Annotated in this window: 20 protein-coding genes, 1 tRNA gene and 1 pseudogene; 12 read left to right on the plus strand and 10 right to left on the minus strand. The window is 49.6% G+C overall.

Annotation, left to right across the window (positions count from 1 at the left end; all coding sequences use genetic code 11):
• Position 1 precedes the first annotated feature (1 nt).
• Positions 2–1,006: a radical SAM protein gene (locus DET_RS07010; RefSeq protein ID WP_010937056.1), complete on the plus strand. Its 1,005-nt coding sequence runs from the start codon at positions 2–4 to the stop codon at positions 1,004–1,006.
• Between the two features lie 18 nt (positions 1,007–1,024).
• Here the strand turns inward: DET_RS07010 and DET_RS08725 are convergent, their stop codons facing one another.
• On the minus strand, positions 1,025–1,174 hold the full coding sequence (locus DET_RS08725) for a hypothetical protein (protein ID WP_010937057.1): 150 nt from the start codon (positions 1,172–1,174) through the stop codon (positions 1,025–1,027).
• Positions 1,175–1,311: 137 nt separating this feature from the next.
• Here DET_RS08725 and ybeY point away from each other — a divergent pair, with 137 nt between their 5' ends.
• Positions 1,312–1,794 (plus strand): rRNA maturation RNase YbeY, encoded by a 483-nt coding sequence (gene ybeY / locus DET_RS07015; protein ID WP_041223403.1) that lies wholly within the window; start codon positions 1,312–1,314, stop codon positions 1,792–1,794.
• The gene (locus DET_RS07020) at positions 1,791–2,363 is read left to right on the plus strand and encodes a flavodoxin family protein (protein WP_010937059.1); all 573 of its coding nucleotides are present in this window, start codon (positions 1,791–1,793) and stop codon (positions 2,361–2,363) included. Before ybeY ends, DET_RS07020 begins: the two co-directional genes overlap by 4 nt.
• A 1-nt stretch (position 2,364) precedes the next feature.
• On the opposite strand, the gene DET_RS07025 is transcribed toward DET_RS07020, so the two are convergent.
• On the minus strand, positions 2,365–3,297 hold the full coding sequence (locus DET_RS07025) for a dihydroorotate dehydrogenase (RefSeq protein ID WP_010937060.1): 933 nt from the start codon (positions 3,295–3,297) through the stop codon (positions 2,365–2,367).
• 340 nt (positions 3,298–3,637) lie between these two features.
• Between DET_RS07025 and DET_RS07030 the strand changes: the two genes are divergently transcribed.
• The 8 genes from DET_RS07030 to DET_RS07065 all read left to right on the plus strand — a co-directional run bounded on the left by DET_RS07030 (position 3,638) and on the right by DET_RS07065 (position 11,285).
• The gene (locus tag DET_RS07030) at positions 3,638–4,009 is read left to right on the plus strand and encodes a TraR/DksA family transcriptional regulator (RefSeq protein ID WP_010937061.1); all 372 of its coding nucleotides are present in this window, start codon (positions 3,638–3,640) and stop codon (positions 4,007–4,009) included.
• Between the two features lie 25 nt (positions 4,010–4,034).
• Positions 4,035–4,517: a signal peptidase II gene (gene lspA, locus DET_RS07035; protein WP_010937062.1), complete on the plus strand. Its 483-nt coding sequence runs from the start codon at positions 4,035–4,037 to the stop codon at positions 4,515–4,517.
• On the plus strand, positions 4,504–5,406 hold the full coding sequence (locus DET_RS07040) for an RluA family pseudouridine synthase (RefSeq protein ID WP_010937063.1): 903 nt from the start codon (positions 4,504–4,506) through the stop codon (positions 5,404–5,406). The genes lspA and DET_RS07040 overlap by 14 nt, the downstream gene beginning before the upstream one ends.
• A gap of 100 nt (positions 5,407–5,506) precedes the next feature.
• Positions 5,507–5,788 carry a winged helix-turn-helix domain-containing protein gene (locus tag DET_RS07045; protein WP_010937064.1) on the plus strand — a complete coding sequence of 94 codons (282 nt, stop codon included), beginning with the start codon at positions 5,507–5,509 and terminating at the stop codon, positions 5,786–5,788.
• A gap of 27 nt (positions 5,789–5,815) precedes the next feature.
• Positions 5,816–6,226 carry a hypothetical protein gene (locus tag DET_RS07050; protein WP_010937065.1) on the plus strand — a complete coding sequence of 137 codons (411 nt, stop codon included), beginning with the start codon at positions 5,816–5,818 and terminating at the stop codon, positions 6,224–6,226.
• A 196-nt stretch (positions 6,227–6,422) separates the two neighbouring features.
• Positions 6,423–6,956: a methyltransferase family protein gene (locus DET_RS07055; RefSeq protein WP_234943807.1), complete on the plus strand. Its 534-nt coding sequence runs from the start codon at positions 6,423–6,425 to the stop codon at positions 6,954–6,956.
• Complete coding sequence (locus DET_RS07060; RefSeq protein WP_010937067.1) at positions 6,953–8,584, plus strand: GH3 family domain-containing protein; 1,632 nt, start codon at positions 6,953–6,955, stop codon at positions 8,582–8,584. The genes DET_RS07055 and DET_RS07060 overlap by 4 nt, the downstream gene beginning before the upstream one ends.
• Before the next feature lie 175 nt (positions 8,585–8,759).
• Positions 8,760–11,285, plus strand: coding sequence for a diguanylate cyclase (locus DET_RS07065; RefSeq protein ID WP_041223405.1), 2,526 nt, complete (start codon positions 8,760–8,762; stop codon positions 11,283–11,285).
• Positions 11,286–11,333: 48 nt separating this feature from the next.
• On the opposite strand, the gene nadC is transcribed toward DET_RS07065, so the two are convergent.
• From nadC to miaB, 4 genes and pseudogenes are all read right to left on the minus strand, one after another.
• Positions 11,334–12,191 carry a carboxylating nicotinate-nucleotide diphosphorylase gene (gene nadC / locus DET_RS07075; RefSeq protein ID WP_010937070.1) on the minus strand — a complete coding sequence of 286 codons (858 nt, stop codon included), beginning with the start codon at positions 12,189–12,191 and terminating at the stop codon, positions 11,334–11,336.
• Between the two features lies 1 nt (position 12,192).
• Positions 12,193–13,741, minus strand: a pseudogene (gene nadB, locus DET_RS07080) (L-aspartate oxidase).
• Positions 13,742–13,762: 21 nt separating this feature from the next.
• On the minus strand, positions 13,763–14,041 hold the full coding sequence (gene yajC / locus DET_RS07085; protein WP_010937071.1) for a preprotein translocase subunit YajC: 279 nt from the start codon (positions 14,039–14,041) through the stop codon (positions 13,763–13,765).
• A 10-nt stretch (positions 14,042–14,051) separates the two neighbouring features.
• A complete protein-coding gene (miaB, locus tag DET_RS07090) occupies positions 14,052–15,308 on the minus strand; it encodes a tRNA (N6-isopentenyl adenosine(37)-C2)-methylthiotransferase MiaB (protein ID WP_010937072.1) in 1,257 nt (418 codons plus the stop codon).
• 164 nt (positions 15,309–15,472) lie between these two features.
• Here miaB and DET_RS07095 point away from each other — a divergent pair, with 164 nt between their 5' ends.
• Positions 15,473–16,504 carry a DUF3089 domain-containing protein gene (locus DET_RS07095; RefSeq protein ID WP_010937073.1) on the plus strand — a complete coding sequence of 344 codons (1,032 nt, stop codon included), beginning with the start codon at positions 15,473–15,475 and terminating at the stop codon, positions 16,502–16,504.
• Positions 16,505–16,636: 132 nt separating this feature from the next.
• On the opposite strand, the gene DET_RS07100 is transcribed toward DET_RS07095, so the two are convergent.
• From DET_RS07100 to DET_RS07120, 4 genes are all read right to left on the minus strand, one after another.
• Positions 16,637–17,221 carry a DUF1697 domain-containing protein gene (locus DET_RS07100; protein WP_200858151.1) on the minus strand — a complete coding sequence of 195 codons (585 nt, stop codon included), beginning with the start codon at positions 17,219–17,221 and terminating at the stop codon, positions 16,637–16,639.
• 184 nt (positions 17,222–17,405) lie between these two features.
• Positions 17,406–17,497: transfer RNA gene (locus DET_RS07110), tRNA-Ser, on the minus strand.
• A gap of 78 nt (positions 17,498–17,575) precedes the next feature.
• Entirely contained in the window at positions 17,576–18,388 is an 813-nt protein-coding gene (gene mutM / locus DET_RS07115) for a DNA-formamidopyrimidine glycosylase (protein ID WP_010937075.1), read from the minus strand.
• The gene (locus DET_RS07120) at positions 18,381–19,004 is read right to left on the minus strand and encodes a phosphatase PAP2 family protein (protein WP_010937076.1); all 624 of its coding nucleotides are present in this window, start codon (positions 19,002–19,004) and stop codon (positions 18,381–18,383) included. Before DET_RS07120 ends, mutM begins: the two co-directional genes overlap by 8 nt.
• Positions 19,005–19,007 lie beyond the last annotated feature (3 nt).

Here is a 19,007-nt window from a genome sequence, read left to right on the forward strand (position 1 = left end):
CTTGAACCGGGACACTTCCGAATATACTCCCAGATACCTTGAGCTTTATGAATCAGGGGAGCTAAAGCAGAGGCTTTTACGTCTTGAGGAACGTATGGCGGAGTGTGACCTCTGTCCCCGGAAATGCGGGGTAAACCGCCTGATAAACGATACCGGCGGGTACTGCCACAGCGGAAACGCCCCCATAGTGGCAGCAGTCTGTGAGCATCTGGGGGAAGAACCGGCCATATCCGGGGATAACGGCTCCGGCACTGTTTTCTTTTCAAACTGCAACCTTAGGTGTGCCTTCTGCCAGAACCACCAGATAAGCCAGGATTATGAAAACCAGCAGAAAAACCTGACAGACTGCCAGACTCTGGCCAGACAGATTGTAGACCTGCAAAATACCAAAGGGGTACACAATATTAACTTTGTTTCACCCTCTCACTTCGTCCCCCAAATGCTGCGCACCCTGATAGAGGCCATACCCATGGGGCTGAGAGTGCCGGTAGTCTACAATACCAACGCCTATGACTCTCTGGAAACGCTGTATGAGCTGGACGGGGTGGTAGATATATACCTGCCAGACCTCAAGTTTGCCAATAACGAATGGGCGCGCCAGATTTCCGGCTGCAAAGACTACGTCAGCCATGCCCGTGCCGCCATACGGGAAATGTTCCGCCAGGTGGGACGGGTGCGTTACAACTCCGAAGGAATTGCCGAGAGGGGGCTTATTGTACGCCACCTGATTTTGCCGGATGATTTAGCCGGCAGCAAAGAATCCCTCCGGTGGATAGCAGATTTATCAACCGAGATTACAGTCAGCCTGATGGCCCAGTACTACCCCTGCCACCGGGCTTTGGATATGCCCCCGCTTGCCCGAACTATATCTGTGGCCGAATACCGCACCGCCATAAATATGCTGGATATTTTGGGAATAGAAAACGGGTGGCTTCAGGAACCGGATGCCAAGGACTACTATATCCCTGATTTCCAGCGCAACGGCCACCCGTTTATAAGTTACTAATTAAAGTTTTTGTGAAAACTAACCGTGGCGTTTGCGGTTGCAGAAGGCAAAGTGGATTTTCAGGCCGCTGACCTTATCCTTTTTGTTTACCCCGGTTATAAAGGTTTTGAGGTCAGGCAGTTCCTGAGCGGTTTTGGTATTTTCAATCTTTTCGGTTTTGACAGCCATTATATTTACTCCGTAATTATTTACAAACTAAAGAAGCATTATAGCACGTATTCGCTTCCAACAAAAGCCGCTTCGCCGCAGACACCGCTTAAAGCCTGATTGTGCCGCCTTTCCGGGCTGTGATATTATTTAGGCATATGGAAATAAACGTTATAGTCAAACCGCCTTTTAAAAAACTGGTGTCCACCCCATTTCTTAAAAAGATAGCTTCCAAAACCCTTAAAGCCCAGGCCGCAGACCCGAATTCGGAACTGGGTATAGTTATTACCGGTCAGGAAGAAATAAAAGACTTAAACTTAAAATACCGGGGGCTTGACGAGCCTACAGATGTGCTTTCGTTTTATATGCTGGAGGAAAACCCCGAAAACCTGACCGCAGCGGATGATTTTCCTACCCCGCCTGACGAAAACATCCATCTGGGAGAGGTAATAATCTCTTACCCCCAGGCAGAGCTTCAGGCAACTGCCGCCAGTCACAGCGTGAGCCATGAAATAGCCTTTTTACTGATTCATGGGGTGCTTCACCTGCTGGGGTATGACCATCACGAAGTTGTGGCCGAAGCAGTTATGAAGTCACACCAGGATATAGCCATGAAACATATACGGGAGATACTGGAATGAGAGTACTGGGTTTATCCGGCAGCCCCCGCCTTGGCGGCAACAGTGATACCCTGCTGCACGAAGCTATCAGAGGTGCCAAAGACAAAGGAGCGGAAACCCATGTTATTTACCTGTCAGATCTGGATATAGGCCACTGCCCGGCCTGTGATGACTGTTTTTATACCGGTGAGTGCCGCTACCGTGATGACATGGACGAAGTAATCAGCCAGATGGAAAAGGCTGACCGGATAATAGTATCCAGCCCTATTCACTTTATGGGTGTCAGCTCACAGCTTAAGGTTATGATAGACCGCTGCCAGTCACTCTGGGCACGCAAGTACAAGCTGAAAACACCGCCCCTGGGTGATGACCGGGAACGCAAAGGCATGTTTGTGGCCGCCGGAGGTATGAAAAACGGGGATGTTTTTGAAGGCGCCAGAGCTACCATGAGAGCTTTCTTTGCGGTACTGAACGTAAAGTACACCTATGAACTGCTGATAAGCGGAGTGGACAATCTGGGTGCTATTCAGACCCAGTCTGATACCCTCAAGAAGGCTTATGAACTGGGCCAGATGCTGGCAGAAAAATAACCTAGCTTCTGGCTATGCCCACTATTTCCCGTATGTTTTTCAGCCCCTCGGCTCTGGCATAAGCTTCCAGCCCCTCAAGCACCTCTAGGGGGGCACGCGGGTTGACCAAGTTGGCTGTGCCTATCTGAACAGCAGTTGCCCCGGCCATTATAAATTCAAGCGCATCTTCGGCATTCATAATACCGCCGCCGCCGATAACAGGCACATTCACCGCACCGGATACCTGATAGACCATGCTGACAGCCACCGGTTTTATAGCCGGTCCTGAAAGCCCCCCGGTATGATTACCCAGTATGGGACGCCGTTTTTTAATATCTATACGCATACCCCGCAGGGTATTTATAAGCGAAATAGCATCCGCCCCGGCATCCGCCACTGCCCTGGCCAGCTCGGTTATGCTGCTGGTATTGGGGGTCAGTTTTATTATCAGGGGCAGAGTGGTGGCATTCCTGACTGCATCAGTCACTCTGGCGGCAGATTCGGGTGAAGAACCAAACTCTATACAGCCGCACTTAACGTTGGGGCAGCTGATATTTACTTCTATACCGCTTACACCGGGCACTTTATCCAGCCGCCGGGCAAGCTCAGCATAATCTTCAATGCTTTCAGCCGCAATATTTACTATTACAGGCACGCCCCAGGTGTACCACTGGGGCGCCTTTTCCCGGATAACCGCCTCCACCCCCATATTTTGCAGCCCGATGGAATTAAGCATGCCGTTTGGAGTTTCGGCTATGCGGGGCTGGGGGTTTCCCTCCCTCGGTTTCAGGGTAGTGGCTTTGCAGACAATGGCACCCAAACGGTTACGGTCAAAAAGGTGGGGGTACTCATCACCATAGCCAAACGTCCCGGAAGCCACTATAACCGGATTGGCCAGCCTGAGCTGGCGGGCATTATACGGGGCGATATCTACATTTAAATTAAGTTCAGCCATACGCCCAAGATTATAAGGCTTGGAGATGGCGGAACACAACCTCTCTTTCCAAGCTGTGCCCTAATATTTTATCTTGCTTATTTGGGTTTTATAGACTACACTGAAAACATGAAGCGAAACACCTCCTGTTTTAGCTTTGTTGTTATTAGGGGACACACAAAATCCCGCTTGGGTAGTTTGTTCTTTACGCACACGGGGGAGGCCAGGGCAGATTTTATGCCGGCTTCTTCCCGGATGCTAGATTAAAAAACCAGAATCCGGTTTTTTCATTCGGAATTTCCGGCAAAACGGCACAGTACCGAAACATACCCGAAGGTATCATAGCAACCAGGAGGACCCAATGGTGGCAAAGAAAAAAAGTGGATTAAACCCGATATACCGTTTACGGCTGGAAGCAGACCTGAAAAGGCTGACCGACCAGCTTGAACAGATGCGTTCTTTACGGGTGGCTGAAGACCGCCGTGAGGGAAGCCCTTTTGGCAAACGTGAAGAAGAGGCAACCGAAACAGCCGAGCTTGAAAACGGGCTGGCTATGGAAAAGAAACTGCTTGACCAGATTGCTGAAACTGAGTACGCACTGGATAAATATGACCGGGGTGTTTACGGCCTCTGTGAAATGTGCAAAGAGCCTATAGACCCTGCCAGACTTGAAGCTTTGCCGCAGGCCAGACTGTGTATGCAGTGCAAGTCTAAAGCAGCCAAGTCTTACTAAATCAGCTTGAAAAGGGTTGGGGTTAATGACCAGGGGATTAGTATTTTTTGTCAGCGCCGCTTGCGGCGTTCTGGCTGACCAGCTAAGCAAATTTATTATTGCCGCTAACCTTACCCCGGGCACAGCCATACCGGAAAGCGGTTTCTTCCAGATTGTCCACGTTCATAATACCGGCGCGGCTTTCAGTATTTTCAGGGGGCACACCGAGTGGCTTATTGCCGCCAGCTGTCTGGGAGTAATACTGGCCCTGACCGCTTTCTTCTTAAGGAAAAAACTGCCGTTTTTGGATACCCGCCCCGGTGTAGCCGCTTTGGGAATTATCCTGGCAGGTACGATAGGCAACCTGATTGACCGGGTGCGGCTGGGTTATGTTACTGACTTTATACAGGTAGGGAATTTCCCTACTTTCAATATGGCTGATTCCTGCCTGACGCTGGGCATTATCTGGCTGGTGCTCTTATACCTGACATCTTCCCATTCGGGAGGAGATGCCAGTGAAAACGCGTAAACTGGTTGCCGAATCTGACGGTGAGCGGCTGGATAAATACATAACCCAAAAGGAAACTGACCTTTCCCGCAGTTTTATACAGGAACTGGTGGAAGCAGGCCATATACAGGTAAACGGGAAAAACGCCAAACCCAGTCTGAAACTTAAAAACGGTGACACTATAACTATAGAAATACCCCCCGAAACCCCGCCCGAACTCAAAGCCGAAGATATACCCCTGGAGATAATCTTCCAGGACAAGGACCTGCTGCTTATAAATAAACCGCCAGGGCTGACCGTTCACCCTGCCCCGGGTCACCCTGACCATACCCTGATAAACGGGGTGCTGGCACTTGAACCTGAAATGGAAGACTTTGACGACCCCCTTCGTCCCGGAATAGTCCACCGTCTGGATAAAGATACTTCCGGGCTGCTGCTGGTAGCTAAAAACCGCGAAGCCCTGGCGAACCTGTCTGCCCAGTTTAAAGAACGGACCGTACGTAAGTACTATCTGACCTTGGTGCAAGGGGAACTGCATCCTGCGGAAGGGTTTATTGAAGCCCCGCTGGGGCGTGACCCTCAAAACCGCCAGAAAATTGCGGTGGTATCTAACGGAAGGCCCGCCCGCACCGGCTACAAAGTGCTGCGTTATATTCAGGGATACAGCCTGCTTGAAGTCAAACTTGAAACCGGCCGCACTCACCAGATACGTGTCCATTTTGCGGCTATAGGCCACCCGGTGGCAGGTGATGCGGTTTACGGGCAGAAAGAGACTTGGCTTAAAAGACAGTTTTTGCATGCCCACCGCCTTAGTTTCAGCCTGCCCTCAAACGGGCAGAACGTAGAGTTCAGCTCTCCCCTTCCGCCGGATTTGGAAGAGGCCTTGAAAACACTGGAAAACCCCTCCTGAAAATATTTTTAAAAATATTTGGAATTGGGGGGTTATATTCGGCTTGCACGGCATAGTATAATAGTAACTCCGTAGCAGATAGTAATAGGTCAAAAGGGCTATGAGATTAGACCGCAGACGTTCCAGTATAGAGATTATCGCTGACATGCTCAGGCTGGGTGAAGCCGGCAAAACTGAGATTATGTACAGCGTCAATATGTCTTATTTCCAGCTCCAGAAATATCTGAACTTCATGCTGGACAGGGAGCTTATTGACCGTGTACAGCTTGGCAACCCTTCTGTTACCTACAGGGTGACTGCCAAGGGGCTTGAACTTTTACGCAGTATTGATAATATATTAGACACACTGGACCTTAAAGATAATGAACAGGACGAAGCCTAACTTACCGGGGCAGTAAAAGGAGATACCATGTCTGACAAACGAATGCTGATTGTACCGGCGGAGCTGGTAAGGCGGATTGATGAAAACCGCGGCGACCTGAGCCAGGCGGATTTCCTGAATTACCTTATTGACTCTCAGCTTGGCGGCGAAAACCGCAAGGAAAACGGAATCTCCAGCCAGGAGTTTGAAGCCCTCAAGCAGGACGTTAAGAAACTGCTTGAAAAATCCAACAAGTCTGCCAGCAGAGAAGAACTGGTCTCCTTCCAGGAAGACACCAAGAAACTCCTCAAGAGTTTCGTGGATTTCTTTGTAGGCTACGGGCTGGAACTGGGCAAAGGGTCTTCTGCCATGAGTGACCTTGAGGCCTTAAGCAAACTGGGCGGTGCCGGCAGCAAAGACGAAACCCCCGGCGGTGAAGTAAAACTTAAGTGGAAATAACCTAAAACAGGCTTCTAAAGACCTGCTTAAGCCCTCTTCAGACGAAGAGGGCTTTTTTCTTTTTCCCCTCAGCTTTAATAGAACATTGTTCTAGTATTTAAAACCTTCCAAGTGTGTTTTGTGTCTGCCATATTTAGAACATGTTTTATGTATTTATTGGTGCAATCGGTTTTTCACTGGTACATATCTTGATTTTGTGGCCCTGAAAAAACTGCCGCTTCTCAAGCCCATACTCTGGCTTTCGGGTTCAACCCTGCTGGTGTATGCCGGTTTTATGGTCTGCTTCAACGGAAATTCATTCTTACTGCCCGTCTGGCTGAATGCCGCCGGCTGGGCGGTATTTGCAGCAGGCATCTATTTCTTTCTTTATTCCCTCTTTGTAAATCTGCCCTTCGGTAAAACTTATGTCAAAACCGGAGTGGGAGACAAACTGGTTACCAGCGGGTTTTACGCCCTGGTACGTCACCCCGGCGTACCCTGGTTTGTACTGGCCATGGCCGGTATGACCCTGGGTGCGGGCACGGACTTTGCCCTGTGGGCGGCCGTTATCTGGAGCCTTTTGGATATATTGCTGGTATACATACAGGACCGCTGGGTATTCGGAAAAATGTTTCCGGGCTATGCCCAGTATCAAAAAACCACCCCCATGCTGATACCCAACCGCAAAAGCATTGCGGCTTATATAAAACAGCGTAATTTTTCAAATACTATACAAGGAGAAGCAAAATGACCCAGCTAGGTGAGCTATTTGCACAGGGTAAAGTTGAGGAAATCTGGGACCGCTGCTGCGGTTTTATTGACCTCAGCATTGAAGATTTCATGAAAATACAGGAAAGACTTCTTCAGGAACAATTGGAACTCCTTAAAAAATGCGAACTGGGCAAGCACATTTTCAACGGGGCAACGCCTACCAATTCAGAGGAACTGAGACGGAGCGTACCCCTTACCACCTATGCGGACTATGCCCCCTTCCTGACTAAAAGACGCATGGATATACTTCCCAAAAGGCCTATTCTCTGGCAGTATACCTCCGGCAAAAACGGCGAATACGCCCACCGCTGGGCTCCGGTAACCGCCCGCCAGATGGACGAGGTAGAGTCTCTGGTTTGGGCAATGGCCCTTTTCAGCAGCTGCAATAAACGCAAGGATATAAATATCCGCCCGAATGATGCCGTACTCTACGGCATGGCACCGCCGCCTTATGCCACCGGCACTATTGCCCGCTGTTTCCCCCATGAAAAGTTTAATTTTCTGCCCAAAGTAGAGGAGGCCGAAAGGATTCCCTTTGAAGACCGGGTGAAAAAGGGCTTCCAGATGGCTCTGTCTGAAGGGCTGGATTACTGTTTGTCCATGTCCAGTGTAACTGTAGCCCTGGGCAACCGTTTCAGCCAGAGCAGCGGCAAAATAAGCATGAAATTCCTGCTGTCTAATCCCAAAGCCATGCTGCGGCTGCTAAAAGGTAAAATCAAGGCCAAGCTGGCCGGCCGCCCCATGCTCCCCAAAGACCTTTGGAAGGTAAAGGGGCTGATGACCTACGGTATTGACGGCAGTGTCTACCGTGAGAAAATAAAGGAACAGTGGGGGCGCTATCCGCTGGATTTCCACGGTTGCACCGAAGCCTTTTTAATAGCTACCCAAACCTGGGACTATTCCAGCATGACCTTTGTCCCCTATATGCAGTTCTTTGAGTTTATACCTGAGGAAGAGGCGGTAAAGAGCTGGCGTGATACCAGTTATCAGCCCAAAACCCTGCTGATGGACGAACTGAAACCCGGCAACTACGAGGTGGTTATCACCAGTTTCCACGGCGGCCCGTTCGTACGCTACCGCTTAGGCCACCTGGTACAGATAACATCTTTACGCAACGAAGCTTTGGATATAGATATCCCACAGATGATTTACCTGACCAGAGTGGATGACCAGATTGATATTGCCGGTTTTACCCGCCTTTCCGAAAAAGGCATCTGGCAGGCTATTGAAAACAGCCGGGTAGAATATGTGGATTGGGTAGCCTGCAAGGAACGGGTGAATAATACACCCCGTCTGCACCTTTATATTGAACCCAAAGATAACACCACTCAGACTAAAGAGGAGGTTACAGCCTCTATCCACGAGGAACTCAAAAAGGTACACCCCGGATACGCTGATTTGGAGTCTTTTATAGGTTTGATGCCGCTGGATGTGACCTTTTTGCCCAAAGGTGCTTTCAAACTCTACAAAATACGCCAGCAGAACGCCGGAGCAGATTTGAGTGATTTGAAGCCCCCGCATCTGAATCCTTCGGCCGGAGATTTGGCTTTTATGCTGAATACTCCCACCAAGGTAACTGTCAAACAGGAAGAAGCTGTCAAAGTCTAAAACCCAGGAAACCTGTCCGTATCAGTCAAAAATGGGCGGGGCTCAAAGCTACCGCCCATTTGTATTACTGGGTGTCCATATTTGACAACAACACTATTGTACTGCATAATGGCTCAATACAAGCCTGATTTTTTACTATGCACCCGGATATAACGGGTAATGAAGAGGCATTTTCGTGACTATCTGGGCTCTGGTACCGCTTGTAACCAGTATTGCATATATAGTACTGCTAGCCGTTGTCCTGCTTTCTAAACGGCAGCCTATCACCGGTGTTTTTTCTGTCTTCTTAGCTGCAGCCGCTTTCTGGAGCTTCACCTCTTTTATGCTCCATCTGGACGCCCCGCCGGAACAAACCCTGTTCTGGCACAACCTGCTAAATATTGCTCTCTTTACCGCCATACTTATGTATTACCAGTTTATCCATGTCTATACCAACCGTAAAAACAACCTTTTCCTGATAATAGGTTATATTACACTGGCCCTGGATATTTTCTTCAATCTGAACGGACAGCTGGTTACCTCTGCTTATATAGAGGACAATATCGTTTACCACACCACTACTCCATTATTTTATTATATTTTTACATTTGCCCTGCTGTTCATAGGGGTTATCATTTATCATCTGGTACACAAATACCGCCAATCTACAGACCCGGCCGAACGCAACCGCACCCTGTACCTGGTACTGGGGTGGGTAATTGTAGTTCTTTCAAGCTATACCAATCTTAGTGACAACCCCCGCATCTACGGCCTGCCCCTTGACCATGTGGGCAACTTTATAAACGCGGGAATTATTGTCTACGCCATAACCCAGTACCGCCTGATAGACATTAAACTGATAGCCCGCAAGACCCTTACCTATGTTCTTTTGTTTTTCTCCATGATAACCATATATGCAGGCGCTTTATTTGTAGCTACACGTATATTCCCCGCCGAAGAAATGTCTACTATAATCCTTATGGCAACCCTGATTGTGCTGATACTGGCCATGACCGCCCGCCCTCTAAGAACACTTATTGAAAAACGCATAGACAGGTTATTTTATCAGGAGACCTATGAATCCCGTCTAGCGCTTATGGGTTTTTCACGCAAGATGGGTAACATACTTAATCTGGAGGAACTGGCCAAATCACTGCTACCTGACCTGGCTAAATCTTTAAATGTAAACAAAACCGCCCTCCTTTTCCCGGATGCTGCCAGCGGTGAGTTTTCCCTGCAATATGTTTACCCCGGTGATGACCAGCTGAAAACCCATTTCAAACTGGCTTCCGATAACCCTGTCATTGCCTGGCTGGATAAGAACAATGCCCAGTTATACCTGAATAAACTGGATACTTTACCGGAACTGAAGGGCTTATGGCAGATAGAGAAAGAGCAGCTCCAGAAATCAGAGATGGGGTTACTCTATCCCATAAAAAGCCGTGATAAGCTGATAGGCATTATCGGGCTGGGCAACAAAAAACGGGGGGGCATATATTCCACCGGAGATTTGGACCTGCTGATAAGTGTAGCCAATCAGGCCGGTATTATAATAGAAAATGCCCAGCTTTATACTCAGGCCACTATCCGTGCCAATACCGACGAACTTACCCGCCTGTATAATCACCGCCACTTTCATGAGCGCATAGAACAGGAAATAGCCCGTGGTTCACGCTTCGGCAATACCTTTTCCCTGATACTGCTTGACCTTGACCTCTTTAAGGTCTACAACGACGTATACGGCCATCTGGCAGGTGACCAACTGCTCCGCAGGCTGGGTAAAATACTGGAAAATTCCATCCGCTCTATTGATATGGCCTTCCGCTACGGAGGCGAGGAATTTGCCATAATGCTGCCCGGCACTAAGATTGAAGATGCTTATCATGTAGCCGAACGTATCCGCAAAAATGTTGAGACCAAGTCTTCCTTCCGTGATATGCCCATAACCGCTTCCCTGGGTCTGGCTAACTGGCCGAATGACGGGATAATGAAGGAAGAGATTATAGCCAAAGCTGATGCCGCCCTGTACCACTCCAAAGAGACAGGACGAAACCGTACCAGTCTGCCTGCCGAGTTGAATAGCAACCCCACCCAGGTAATCAACTCCGAGCTGGAGGCCCGTCCCAAGGCTATGTCCATTATTTATGCTTTAGCGGCCACGGTTGATGCCAAGGACCATTATACTTACGGGCATTCGCGCAAGGTAAGTGAATATGCAGTAGCCCTGGCAGAAATATTAAAACTGCCTGAGGAAAAAGTGGAAAACATACGGGCGGCCGGACTGCTGCATGATATAGGCAAAATAGGCGTACCCGACCATATTCTGACCAAGCCATCTGCTTTGGACGATGAAGAATGGGAGCCTATTAAAACCCACCCGGAACTGGGGGTGGAAATACTGAAGCGGATAATTGACCTGGTAAACTGCCTGCCGGCAATACTCCATCACCATGAACACTTTGACGGCAGCGGATACCCGTTTGGGCTTAAGGGCGAAAACATACCTCTGGAAGCCAGAATACTCAGTATTGCAGATGCCTATGATGCGGTTACCTCACCCCGCCCCTACCGCACCCAACTCCATACCGAGCAGGCTATAGCCGAACTGAAACGCTGTGCCGGCTCCCAGTTTGACCCGGCGCTGGTAGATATCTTCTGCCGTGTTATAAAACCGGAAGATAACCCCCAACTCGAAGCCTCACCGGAAACCGGCACTGACTAAATAACTATCTTTGCTCTTCTTTACAGAAAACCGGGTCAGTTATAAAGGCTATTCTGTTTCCTGCTGAACAGGGAACTCCAGGCTGAAATCCAGTGACGGAGCCGAATGGGTCAAAGCCCCCACTGAAATAACGTCTACCCCGGTCATAGCCACTTCGCGGATATTATCCAGATTTATATTGCCGGAAGCCTCTATTTTTATAGTTTCCGGAATAATATCAACTGCTTTTTTCATATCCTCAACACTCATGTTATCCAGCAGGATGGAACTCGGCCCGGCCTCTATAGCCTGAGCTACCTGTTCCAGCGTATTTACTTCTACAATTACCGGCAGTTTACTCTTGTTGGTCTTAGCCTTTTCAATGGCTTCTTTTATACCAATACCTTTGGCAGACAAAGCCATAAGGTGGTTATCCTTTATAAGGACTCCGCAAGCCAGGTCCGGCCGGTTGCTTTTACCGCCTGCGGCATACACGGCATATTTTTCCAGCATCCGCATACCGGGTATAGTTTTGCGGGTATCTGCCAGAGATACGTTCAAACCTTCCACTTTGGAAATATACTTGGCAGTAAGGGAGGCAATACCGCTAAGGTGGGTCAGGAAATTCAGGGCGGTGCGTTCACACTTGAGGATGTTTATCACCCGGCCGTTAAGCACCATGACCACATCCCCGGCTTTTATTTTCTTGCCGTCCTCTATCAGTATATCTATTTCCATATTGGGGTCATGTTTCATAAACACTATTTTGGCTACTTCAGCTCCGGCCATTATTCCGTCCTGCTTAGCCACTATAATAGCCCGCCCTGCCAGAGAAGACGGGATTAGTGTTTCGGTAGTAATATCACCCCGGGCAAAATCTTCATCACAAGCATTGTCAATGATTTTCTCAATTTGAGACTGGGACATGTTAATCCTCCTTAATAAAGACTATATGTTTTTCCCACTCAGGCCGGTGGCCGGGGAAATCTGTACGGTAATGTGCCCCGCGGCTTTCCTGCCTGAGAAGGGCTGATTCCACCATGAGCCTTCCGGCCAGGATAAGGTTTGCCAGTTCAATCCCTTGGCGGTTTGAGACATCACCCAGGCTGTACTGCCAGCCTGAAAGTATCTCCTGTGCCTTGGACAGACCGCTATAACTCCTTATTATACCAGAGTCTTCCCAGAGAAGCTTCTGGAGGGAGGGTATTGAAGGGTCAGGCAAATCACGCACGTATTTACCCCACCCGAGCAACCGCTTGGTAAGCTGGGGCAGGGGTGCCAGCATTTCGGGCTGGTTTTCACCGGCACTGTATTCTATAATCCGCCTGCCGAATACCAGCACCTCTAAAAGCGAATTTGAAGCTAAACGGTTTGCCCCGTGGACACCGGTGCAGGCTACTTCACCGCAGGCAAACAGACCCTTTATATTTGTTTCTCCCCAGCTGTTTACCTTTACCCCGCCTATCATATAATGGGCAGCCGGAGAAACAGGTATGGCCTCACGGGCAATATCCAGCCCGTGGTCCAGACAGAAACGGTATATCTGGGGAAAGCGGCTGCTTACCTTGTGGGGGGGAAGGTGGGTCACGTCCAGATAGACATGGTCAGACTGGGTTTTAAGCATCTCAAGGTGAATACTGCGGGCTACCACATCCCTGGGGGCAAGTTCGGCCTGGGGGGCATATTCGGGCATGAAGCGTTTGCCGCTGGTATTCCGCAGAATGCCGCCTTCGCCTCTGACCGCCTCCGAGATAAGAAACGGGGCAACCCCCGGCAGGTGAATGGCAGTGGGGTGAAACTGATAAAACTCCATGTCTTTTATCTCTGCCCCTGCCCGGAAAGCTAATGCCACACCGTCTGCAGTGGCAACCTCCGGGTTGGTGGGTAAGCTGAAAAGCTGGCCTGCCCCGCCGGTTGCCAGTATTACAAAGCGGCACTCAAAATTCTGGATAGCCCCGGTATTGGTATCCAGGGTTGCCACACCCTTGATACGCCCGTTTTCCACAATAAGCTCTTTGGCCAGCGTATCTTCCAATACCTCAATTTCTGTCGTCCGCACCCAGTTGTTCAGGGTGATTTCAATATGTTTGCCGGTGGCATCCCCCCCGGCGTGAAGTATACGGGGGCGGCTGTGGGCGGCTTCCAGAGTAAGGGCTATTTCACCGTTGACACTGTCAAAAGGCACTCCCAGATAAACCAGCTCGGCCAATACGCTGGGGGGCTTCTTCGGACAGCAAACGCACCATTTCAGGGTCACACAAGCCGTCTCCGGCTGAGAGCGTATCTTCAAAATGGAGGCGGGGAGAATCATCCGGGCCGATGGCGGCGGCTATTCCGCCCTGAGCATGGCGGGTATTGCAGTCCTGTATCTTGCCCTTGGTAACCAGCAAGACACTGCCTCGCCCACGCGCCAGCAAAGCGGTATACAGCCCGGCAATACCGCTGCCAATAATTATATAATCATACCTGGAAATCAAAATACGCCCGTCCTGGGGATTTTACTTTTTATCTTCGGGGGCTTTTTTATAGCCGATAGCGCCCCGGGAGACCTTGAGCAGAGTGCCTGACTCCACTTTGATAACTACACTATCTTCGGCTACGGACTCTATCACCCCGTGAATACCACCTATAGTAATAACGCCGTCACCCTTTACCAGTGAGGACATAAGAGTGGCATGGTCCTTCTGGCGCTGGCGCTGCGGCCTGATGATAAGAAAATAGAACATACCAAAGAAAAGAGCCAGTAAAACAAACATCATAATAGTCTGCTGATCCATATTTTCTCCTTTAACTTTCCAGTATCTTTACCAGCTTTGCCTGCAAAGACCAGGGGCTGGCTTTAAATATCTTTACATTTATGAGACATCCCTCAAGGGGCAAATCACTCTCCAGAAATACCAGTTTACCACCTAAAGTGCGTCCCTGCCACTTATTCTTTTGCCTGCCCTCCACCAGTACCTCGGCAAAGGTATCTACCAGAGCGGAATTGGCTTTGGATACTGTTTCTTTCTGCAGGTCTTCTATAAGCTTCAGGCGGCGTTTTTTCTCGGCAACCGGCACGTCATCTGCCATATCACGGGCAGCCGCAGTCTGGGGGCGGGGGGAATATGCGGCCACATGGATAGCGTCATAACCGATATCTGACATAAGTTTATAGCTCTGGTCAAACTGCTCTGCGGTTTCAGAGGGGAAGCCCACTATCAAATCTGTCTGGAGGCTGATATCCGGCATGGCGGTTTTCAGACGCCCCACCAGCTCCCGGTACTGTTCGCTGGTATATCCCCGCCGCATAGCCGCCAGAATAGTATCAGCGCCTGCCTGCACCGGTAAACTCAGGGAGTGGCATACTTTGTGCAGGCTGGCCATAGCGTCTATAAGTTTCTGGCTGATATCCTTGGGGTGGCTGGTTAAAAAGCGTATCCGGAGTAAACCCGGTATATCACTAAGGGCATAAAGCAAATCTGCCAGACAGGGCTTTTCGGGCAGGTCATGCCCGTAGGAATCAACATTCTGCCCAAGGAGTACCACCTCACGGCTGCCCCGCCTGACCAGTTCGGCTGCTTCGCAGCATAGTTCAGATATGCTCCGGCTCTTTTCCCGCCCCCGGCGGTAAGGCACAATGCAGTAAGTACAAAAGTTATCACAGCCCTGCATAATGGTGATACTGGCACTTACCGGCGGCTTAAGCGGCAGAATAAACCCTTCCGGAATCTCACCCCAATCAGGCAAAGCACCCGGCTGGAAAATGTAATCTACAAACGGAAATTTTTTACGGACAGAAGCTATATCCTGCCCGACCAGACAGCCGGTCAGGGCTATTTTCAAGCGGGGATTTTTATCTTTCAGCTTGCGCAAGATATGCAGGCGGTTAATAACCTTGTTTTCGGCATGCTCGCGGACAACACAGCTGTTTACCAGCACCAGCTCAGCATCTTCGGCCTTATCCGCCAAAGAGTAACCCCAGAGTTCAAAAAGCCTGCCTAAACGCTCGGATTCGGCCTGATTCATCTGGCAGCCAATAGTCCACAAATAGTAACCGGGCATAAGCAAAAATATCTCCGCATCCAGATTAAACTGAATATAGATTATACCCCAATACCTAAAAATATAATAAGTAGCCGAACCTTTTAAAAAACCGGCTTGTGTTATTGCCGTAAAAGCCGCCGCAAGCCTTTACATACCATTTCGCAGGAAATATAATACTCCCCATGCAAAAGAAACTTTTTTACCTGCTGATTGTTATTTTAGTATCCGGCCTGGGTATTCTGGGGATTCTCCGGTTCTCCGGTCAGGATGGGGAAGCCACAGATTATTCTAACCCTGATAACTGGCTGGCCCTGCCGCCACAAGCTGTTATGGAGGTGGATATTTTCTATCTGTACCCCACGGTCTACCACAAGCAGGCATCAACCGACCCTGACATATGCGAAGTAAACAACGACATGATGCGTTTTGGCGCCCAGATGGCTTATAAACTGCAGGCAACCGCATTTGAAACTGTGGGTAACATATATGCACCCTACTACAGGCAGGGTGATGCGGCAGCGTGTTTGTCCCTGACGGAGGAAGACAGATATAATCTTCTAAGCGGTGCACCCGAAGAGGACGCAATGGCCGCATTTGACTATTATATAAAACATTTCAACAACGGCAGGCCGTTTATTCTGGCAGGCCATTCGCAGGGCTCTGAAATACTGCTGTATCTGCTTTCGGACTATATGGGAAAGCACCCGGACGTGTATAAGCAGATGATTGCCGCTTATGCCATCGGCTACTCGGTGACAGAGGATTATCTGGCTAAAAACCCGCACCTCAGGTTCGCGGAAAACGCAACTGACACCGGGGTAATCATATCCTACAATACCCAGGCAGCGGAGATTGAGGGTAAGAACCTGATAGTTTCAGAAGGAGCTTTGGTAATAAATCCCATCAGCTGGACTAGAGACGATGTCCCAGCTTCGGCATCAGAAAATCTTGGCTCGTACCTGCCCGGTGCGGACGGCTATATTCCAATCAACCCGGACACAGAGTTAAAAAAAATAATGGGGTTAGCTGATGCCCGTGTTGACAGCGAAAAAGGCGTGCTGGTATGCAGCAGCGTGGATGCGGAGGCATGGTTTTCAGGAAACCCCGTGCTGGGCAAAGGGGTTTATCACAGTTATGATTATTCGTTTTATTACTATAACCTGAGGCAAAATGCGGCAGACAGAGCCAGAGCGTTTCTGGATAATAACGGCTAAGCCCCCGCCAGCCTGTTTACGCCTGTGATAAACCGGGTAAAACCCCAGTACCAAACCGGATGAAGTAAAAAACAAACATAATCTGAAAGAAGCTACAGCTGATGAGAAGTTCGGCAAATACAGATGCCGCCGTTACCCCTTATCACTGCCTGGCTGCAACAGCTTTTTTATTGTATTGGCGTTGCGAATAGTGATGTTGCCATAAGCGGAGGTCGAAACAACTTTCAACCACCGTGTGCGGGAGAAGGTTTTTATCGGTGCAGACCAAAAAATCACTTGTCCGTGGTATGCCACCTTTTCGTATTCAGGCTTTGCCTCACCGACCGTTTTTATGACAGCATCTGCCTTGGCCGGAGCAATAACAACGATGGCGTTGTGCTTGGAATCAGCATCTCGGTCCCACCATTCGGGAGCATGGTTCAACGCATCAGCAAGGGCGTTTACGGACAGAACAGCAATCGGTATCTCCAAGCTGAAGGTATCCAGCACTACCTGCCGGCATTGCTGCTGCAAATCGGTGATTTCTTTCTCCTCACAGGAAAAAAATACGTTTCCGCTGTTGATATAAGTGCTGACTTCGGTAAATCCGGCATTTTCAAACGCAGCTTTTAATTCCGGCATTGAAACCTTGTTCTTGCCGCCTACATTCACTCCGCGCAAAAGCGCTATATACTTTATCTTAGATCCATTCATGCCTGACCCATCATCATTTGCCATTCCTTTATCATATGGTTATACGGCAAGAAACTGCTGAAAGTAAATCACGGAATACCAGATATGATAGCGGTAAGCCCGCACCACCTGAAGCACAGTATATCACGGCACTGCAAACTGACTACACTACACATAAACAAAAGGACTCAAGCCGCGATGGTTCAAGTCCTTTTTCTTCGTTTTTTTATGGCGGAGGGGGAGGGATTCGAACCCTCGACCCCGGTTTCCCAGGGCAAGCGCTTAGCAGGCGCCCGCACTAGACCACTATGCGACCCCCCCAGTGTCTAAACAAGAAGATAATATAGCATAAGAGCCCAGCTGATACAACCAAAAGCCGCTTGAAAACACCGGGACGTGTCAGGCCTGGCAATGGGGGCAGTAGTAACAGGCCCGCTGGCGTATCAGCTGGCGGTTTATAGGCGCACCGCACTCAGGGCAAACCTCACCCCGGCGGTGGGCAACGTTAAACTCCAGCTGGGCGCCCCCCTTTGAGCCGTCAGGACGGTGATAAGTGCTGACACTTGCCCCCTTGTTCTGTATAGCTTTATGTAAAACTGACTGAATAGCCGAATGGAGTTTGGTTACCTCTGCCTTGCTCAGGCTGTCAGCCGGGCGGAGCGGGTTCAGACAGGCTTTAAACAAAGCTTCGTCCGCATACATATTGCCCACCCCTGCCAGCACCTTCTGGTCAAGGAGAACGGCCTTAATAGGCCCTTTACGCCCCGAAAGACGCTTACCAAGCACCTCCGGGGTAAAATCCCCTTCCAGAGGTTCAGGCCCCAGTTTTTCCAGAATAGTGTCCAGACTGGTAAGCAAGTTTATCCGCCCGAATTTGCGTATGTCTGTGAAATATACCTGCTCTCCATTTTCCAAATGAAAGACCGCTCTGGTGAAACGGGGGAACTGTTCAGTCTCAGCCTTGACTGCCGTCAGCCCGCCGCTCATTTTCAAATGCACACTGATAAACAGACCGCCGCTTAAGCTGATGATAATATACTTGCCGCGGCGGCTAAGCCCGGTTACCTGTAAACCGGAGACCAGTTTGTTAAACTCGGTTTCAGGCGGGCAGAGCGTTTTAGCCCACAAAGCTTCCATGCGGGTTATTTTTTTGCCCAGCAAATGGGGCATTATTTCGTTTTTTACCGTTTCCACTTCAGGCAGTTCAGGCATGATTTACTCCTTTGGTTAATTTGTGCTTAAGATAGGTCAGCCCTATTCCCAGCACTGCCCCCGAAAGCAGGTATGCCCCCAGCACATCACTTGGCCAGTGGGCATTTAAATATACTCTGGAAATACCCATAAAGACTACCGGCACAAGGCAAAGCAGCCGGAGTATAAACCTGAATACAGGGCGGTGGATAAATTTGGGTATGATAAAAAATATCACCCCGTAACAGGCCAAAGCATAAGCGGTATGGCCTGAGGGGAAACTGGTGCCGCCGTCTTCCAGACTGCCGGGACGGGGGCGGTCAATAAGCCATTTGAATATATACCCCAAGAGGGCGGCAATGCCGGGCACCAGAGCACAAATTACGGACTGTAAACGATAGCCTTTGCACCACAGCCAGATTACCGCCGCCCCCGGCGGAATAATCCAGACCGGAAAACTGCCCAGGCAGGAAATAAATTCCATAAATCCGTCAAAACCGGGCAGTGAAATATCTTGAATAAAACCCGAAACAGCTGTATCCGCGGCTAAAACCGGGTTTAAAAATACCAGCCAGGCCAGCAGGATAAACACACCCAGCAGTATCAGATACGGCAGGTAATCACGCAGTTTTGCCAAGTC

The sequence above is a fragment of the Dehalococcoides mccartyi 195 genome, from assembly GCF_000011905.1.
GTDB classification, from domain to species: Bacteria; Chloroflexota; Dehalococcoidia; order Dehalococcoidales; family Dehalococcoidaceae; genus Dehalococcoides; species Dehalococcoides mccartyi.